The following is a 5,603-nucleotide window of genomic DNA, read 5'->3' on the forward strand; positions in this document are numbered from 1 at the left end:
CCACCGTGGCCCACGCCACCAGGCAGGCCGCCGCCGCGCTGCGGCTGGACCGGGGGCGGTCCGCGGACCCGGCCCGCAGTTCCAGGAGGGCCGGCACGTACCAGACGTATCCGGCGAGCGCGACGGCCGCCACGCCCAGGGCGAGCACCGAGAGGTCCACCTCACTTCACCGCCTCGAGCTCGCGGTCGCCGACGCCCGGGTGGTGCAGGTCGAAGGCGGGCGACTCGGAGCGGATCCGCGGCAGCCGCGTGAAGTTGTGCCGCGGCGGCGGGCAGGAGGTGGCCCACTCCAGGGAGCGGCCCCAGCCCCACGGGTCGTCCACGCCGACCGGCTTGCCGTACCGGGCGGTCTTCCACACGTTGTAGAGGAACGGCAGCACCGACAGGCCGAGCAGGAAGGAGCCGATGGTGGACAGGGTGTTGAGGAAGGTGAACCCGTCGGCGGCCAGGTAGTCGGCGTACCGCCGCGGCATTCCCTCCGCGCCCAGCCAGTGCTGGACCAGGAAGGTCAGGTTGAACCCCGCGGTCAGCGTCCAGAAGGTGACCTTGCCGAGCCGCTCGTCCAGCATCTTGCCGGTGAACTTGGGCCACCAGAAGTGGAAGCCGGCGAACATCGCGTACACCACCGTGCCGAAGAGCGTGTAGTGGAAGTGCGCGACGACGAAGTACGAGTCGGAGACGTGGAAGTCCAGCACCGGCGAGGCCAGGATGACGCCGGTGAGGCCGCCGAAGAGGAAGGTCACCAGGAAGCCGACCGCCCACAGCATCGGGGTCTCGAAGGAGAGCGAGCCCCTCCACATGGTGCCGATCCAGTTGAAGAACTTCACCCCGGTCGGCACGGCGATCAGCATCGTCATGAAGGCGAAGAAGGGCAGCAGCACCCCGCCCGTCACGTACATGTGGTGGGCCCACACGGTGACCGACAGGCCCGCGATGGCGACGGTGGCCCCCACCAGGCCCATGTAGCCGAACATCGGCTTGCGGGAGAAGACCGGGATGACCTCCGAGACGATCCCGAAGAACGGCAGCGCCAGGACGTACACCTCGGGATGGCCGAAGAACCAGAACAGGTGCTGCCACAGCAGGGCCCCGCCGTTGGCGGCGTCGAAGATGTGCGAGCCGAACTGCCGGTCCATCTCGAGGGCGAACAGGGCGGCGGCCAGGACCGGGAAGACCAGCAGGATCAGCACGCCGGTCAGCAGCACGTTCCAGGTGAAGATCGGCATCCGGAACATGGTCATGCCGGGCGCGCGCATGCAGATGATCGTGGTGATGAAGTTGACCGCGCCGAGGATCGAGCCGAAGCCGGAGAGGGCCACGCCCATGATCCACAGGTCGGAGCCGAGGCCGGGCGAGTAGAGCTCCGAGGAGAGCGGCGCGTAGAGGAACCAGCCGAAGCTGGCCGCGCCCTGGGGGGTGAGGAAGCCGAACGCCGCGATCAGCGAGCCGAACAGGAACAGCCAGTAGGACAGCATGTTCAGCCGGGGGAACGCCACGTCCGGCGCGCCTATCTGGAGCGGCATGATCCAGTTGGCGAACCCGGTGAACAGCGGCATGGCGAACATCAGCAGCATGATCGAGCCATGCATGGTGAACGCCTGGTTGAACTGCTCGTTGGAGAGGATCTGGGTGCCGGGCCGGGCCAGTTCGGCACGCATCACCAGCGCCAGGATGCCGCCGACGCCGAAGAAGGCGAAGGCGCTGACCAGGTACATCGTGCCGATCTTCTTGTGGTCGGTGGTGGTCAGCCACTCGACCCAGTTGATCCGCCGGGCGGGGGCGGGGGCGGGAGGCGGTGGCGGACCGGTGACGGCCTTCTGCTCGTCTCGCTGTACTGGCTGTGCGGTGTCCACCGGGTCGTCCTCCCGAAGCGCTGATACGTGCAGCAGACCGGGAAGCCGGTCCTACGGGGGACAGGACCGTGCCGGCCTTCCCGGCCCGCCACCGCTCATGCTCGTCCTCGGGGACACCGCCGCCCCAGGGCCCTTGGGACCGTCGCGTCACAGCGAAAGTCCCTGGACGGCCGGGTCGCAGGTCCCGGCCGCCCAGGGACCTGGGTCCCTGCGCGGGGTGCCGGAGCGCGGGCACGGGAGGTGCCGGAGCGAGGGCGGGAGCGGTGCCGGAGCGCGGGCACGGGAGGTGCCGGAGCGAGGGCGGGAGCGGTGCCGGAGCGCGGGCACGGGAGGTGCCGGAGCGAGGGCGCCGGAGGTGTCAGAGCGCGGGCGGGGGCGGCTCCTCGGTCGTCTTCGGGGACTCGGCGTCGTCGGAGACCGGCACCCTGACCCACACCGCCTGGGACGGCACGCCCCGCCCGTCGACCGCGGTGAGCATGTACCAGCCGGGCGGCACCAGGGACGGATCGTCCGGCAGCGTCACCTTCACCTTGCCCCCCTGCGCGGTGAACTTCAGGGCGATGGAGCGCTGCTCGACGTTGGTGACGTGGGTGAAGGAGCCCGGCCGGATCAGCCGCATCTTCTCGATCCGCGCCGCTTCCGGGCTGGCGTAGGTGGTGGACGCGCCCAGCTCGACCCGCCGCCGGTCCTTGCCCTCCTCGTCGAGCCGGGGCCGCTGTCCGCCCTGGTGCAGGTAGGGCGGGGTGTAGAGCTCCAGACGCTGGTCGAAGACGCCCGGCTTGGAGTCGGCCTCGTCGGAGAAGAGCGAGTCCGAGCCGAAGGTCATCACCCGGCCGTCCGGCAGCAGCAGGCCGCCGGAGTGGTAGTTGCGGCCGACCAGCGGCTCCGCGGCCGCGGTGAACCGGTTCGCCGCCGGGTCGTAGACCGCCGCCTTCAGCACGTTGCTGTCGCCCTTGCCCCGGTAGTCGCCGGAGCCGTTGGTGACCAGCACCGTGTCGTCCGGGAGGATCACCGCGGACGGGTAGCGGGCCTTGGCGTACAGGTCGGGTCCGGCCACGAACCGGGGGTCGTCGGCCTTGAGGTCCACCAGTCCGGTGCGCTCGGTGGACCTCGGGCTCTCGCCCACTCCCCCGCCGCCGATCACCATGTACCGCTGCTTCTGGGCGGGCGGCAGCAGCACCGACATCGAGGTCTCCAGCAGCTGCGGGTCCGTGAGGCCCGGCACCTCCTTGAAGGCGCCGCTGTCCAGGTCCCACAGGCCGGGGACACGGCCCTTGTCGGCCGGCCCGTACCCGGCGTTCGACCCGGTGTAGAAGATCTTGCCGCCCTGGGCCAGGAAGAGCGCCGGGTAGGTCGGGAAGAACCGGGACTTGCGGACGAACTCCCAGTCCTTCTTCTTCGGGTTGTAGACCTCGTTCTTGCCCGGGACCACCTGCCCGATCTCGTCCAGGCCGGAGACCGAGAGGACCTTGCCGTCCTCCAGCGTGGTGAGCGTGGGGTACCAGCGGGCCTCGTGCATCGGGTCGACCCTGATGTACTCCTCGGCGACCGGGTCGAACTCGTAGGCGTCCTTGATCCCCTGGAAGTCCTTCTTGTCGAAGGAGAGCTTCTGGGCGATCCCGTAGACGTTGCGCTTCTCGGCGCCCTTGAGCCCCTTGATCCGGTACTGGTCCTGGGCCCCGGTCTGGTACCGGGCGCCCTCCTGGGTCGCCTCCACGTACACCCGCGCCGAGGAGGCGGTGACGGTGGCCTTGCCGGTGTCGGGGTCGATCTCCTTCTTCGCGCGCGGCACCAGGACGCCGGCCTGCGAGGTGAAGGTCTTGCCGCTCTCCTTGCCGGTGAACAGGGTGCCCTCGGGGAGCGTCTTCGGCTTGTCGGGGTTCTCGTTGTAGACGATCATCAGGCCGCCGGCCCGCTTGACGTCGCCCTTCAGCGTCTCGTACCGCTGGGTGCCCCCCGCGACCAGCAGGTTTCCGCCGGGGAGCTGGGCGTGGCCCGCGCAGAACAGGTCGCTGGGCGTCTCCACGTTCTTGAAGGTGTTCCGCACCGGGTCCCACACGACGGTGCGGAAGGTCTTGGAGTCGAACATCTTGGCGTTGTTGCCGGACCCCGCGATCAACAGCACCTTGCCGGTGTGCAGCAGCGCGGCGTGGATGGTGTTGATGCGGAACCGCGGTGGGACCTCGACCATCCGCCAGTGACCGTGGTCCGCCTTGTAGGACGGCTGCTCGATCAGATAGGCGTGGTAGGTCCGGGAGGTGAAGTCGTAGACGGCGGGGGCGTTGAGGCCGGCCAGGACCAGCACTCCCGCAGCGCCGAGGACGCTCCGGCGGATCCGCGGACGACGGTTGGTTTCTGCCATGTGAGTGACTTCCGGAAAGGGTGCGCTGACGTTCGCTGGATCCCCGCCCCGAGCACACCATCTGATGGCTCATCAGATGTTGAGCTGCTGGGAAGATCGTAGGAACATCGGTCTCTCATCTCCGGCAACGAAACGCCACGGAGCGTCACGGCGCCCGATTCGGCGGTGCGCGGACCGGCCCGGTGACACCCGGCCGCGCCCCGGCCACGGCGCCCGCCGACGCGCCTCCCCACTGGGCGGACACGCCACGGCGCCCGTCCACAGGGTGTGGACGGGCGCCGTGGGCGGGTACCGCGATGCGTTACTTCACGTGACTGATCGCGAAGATCATCACGGCCGCGACGATGTGGATCCCGAACAGGAAGTACGCCAGGTTCCACCACATGATGCGTTCGTTCCTGGTCTCCCGCGCGATGCGCCGCTTCTCCGCGGCGCGCTGCCGCTCGGTGAGGCGGTCGGCCGGGGGCCGAGGGCCCTCGGAGGAGGGGGAGGGGGAGGAGGGGGAGGTCACAGTTCCCGGTGCACCTTGGTGTTGGAGGCCTGGGCGCGCGGGCGCAGGACCAGGAGGTCGACGTTGACGTGGCTGGGGCGGGTGACCGCCCAGGCGATGGTGTCGGCGACATCGTCGGCGGTGAGCGGCTCGGCGACGCCCTGGTAGACCTTGGCCGCCTTCTCGGTGTCCCCGTGGAAGCGGGTGAGGGCGAACTCCTCGGTCCTGACCATGCCGGGGGCGACCTCGATCACCCGCACCGGGGTGCCGACGATCTCCAGCCGGAGGGTCTCCGCGAGCACGTGCTCGGCGTGCTTGGCGGCCACGTAGCCGGCGCCGCCCTCGTAGGTGGCGTGACCGGCGGTGGAGGAGACCACCACGACGGTGCCGTCGCCGCTCGCGGTCAGCGCGGGCAGCAGCGCCTGGGTGACGTTGAGCGTGCCGATCACATTGGTCTCGTACATGGTGCGCCACTCCTGCGGGTCACCGGTGGCCACCGGGTCGGAGCCGAGGGCGCCGCCGGCGTTGTTGACCAGGACGCCGATGGTCTTGAAGGCGGTGGCGAACTCGTCGACGGCGGCGCGGTCGGTGATGTCCAGGGCGTAGGCGGCGGCGGAGTGACCGGCGGCGTTGATCTCCTCCGCGAGGGCCTCGATGCGGTCCTTGCGGCGGGCGGTCAGCACCACGCGGTAGCCGGCCGCCGCGAGCTGCCGCGCGGTGGCGGCGCCGATACCGCTGCTCGCGCCGGTGACGACGGCGATGCGGGAGGCGGGGGCGGCGGTGGCGGTGTAGGCGGCGGTCATGGTGCGCGATGCTCCCGTTCGAGGTGGGTGTGCGGAACGCCGCCAGAATAGGCGCGACCCGTCCCCCACGGGCAGCCCCGTCCCACCGGACCCTG

Annotated in this window: 4 protein-coding genes; all 4 read right to left on the reverse strand. The window is 70.2% G+C overall.

Annotated elements, in window-relative coordinates; genetic code table 11:
- Positions 1–161: 161 nt before the first annotated feature.
- Positions 162–1,853 carry a cytochrome c oxidase subunit I gene (gene ctaD, locus HW445_RS16880; protein WP_308799320.1) on the reverse strand — a complete coding sequence of 564 codons (1,692 nt, stop codon included), beginning with the start codon at positions 1,851–1,853 and terminating at the stop codon, positions 162–164.
- A gap of 358 nt (positions 1,854–2,211) precedes the next feature.
- Positions 2,212–4,215, reverse strand: coding sequence for a kelch motif-containing protein (locus HW445_RS16885; RefSeq protein WP_180221843.1), 2,004 nt, complete (start codon positions 4,213–4,215; stop codon positions 2,212–2,214).
- A 301-nt stretch (positions 4,216–4,516) separates the two neighbouring features.
- Positions 4,517–4,726 (reverse strand): hypothetical protein, encoded by a 210-nt coding sequence (locus HW445_RS16890; protein WP_180221844.1) that lies wholly within the window; start codon positions 4,724–4,726, stop codon positions 4,517–4,519.
- A complete protein-coding gene (locus tag HW445_RS16895) occupies positions 4,723–5,508 on the reverse strand; it encodes an SDR family NAD(P)-dependent oxidoreductase (RefSeq protein WP_180221845.1) in 786 nt (261 codons plus the stop codon). Before HW445_RS16895 ends, HW445_RS16890 begins: the two co-directional genes overlap by 4 nt.
- Positions 5,509–5,603 lie beyond the last annotated feature (95 nt).

Origin of the sequence: Streptomyces sp. UH6, assembly GCF_013421635.1 — a bacterium.
Taxonomy (GTDB): domain Bacteria; phylum Actinomycetota; class Actinomycetes; order Streptomycetales; family Streptomycetaceae; genus Streptomyces; species Streptomyces abyssomicinicus.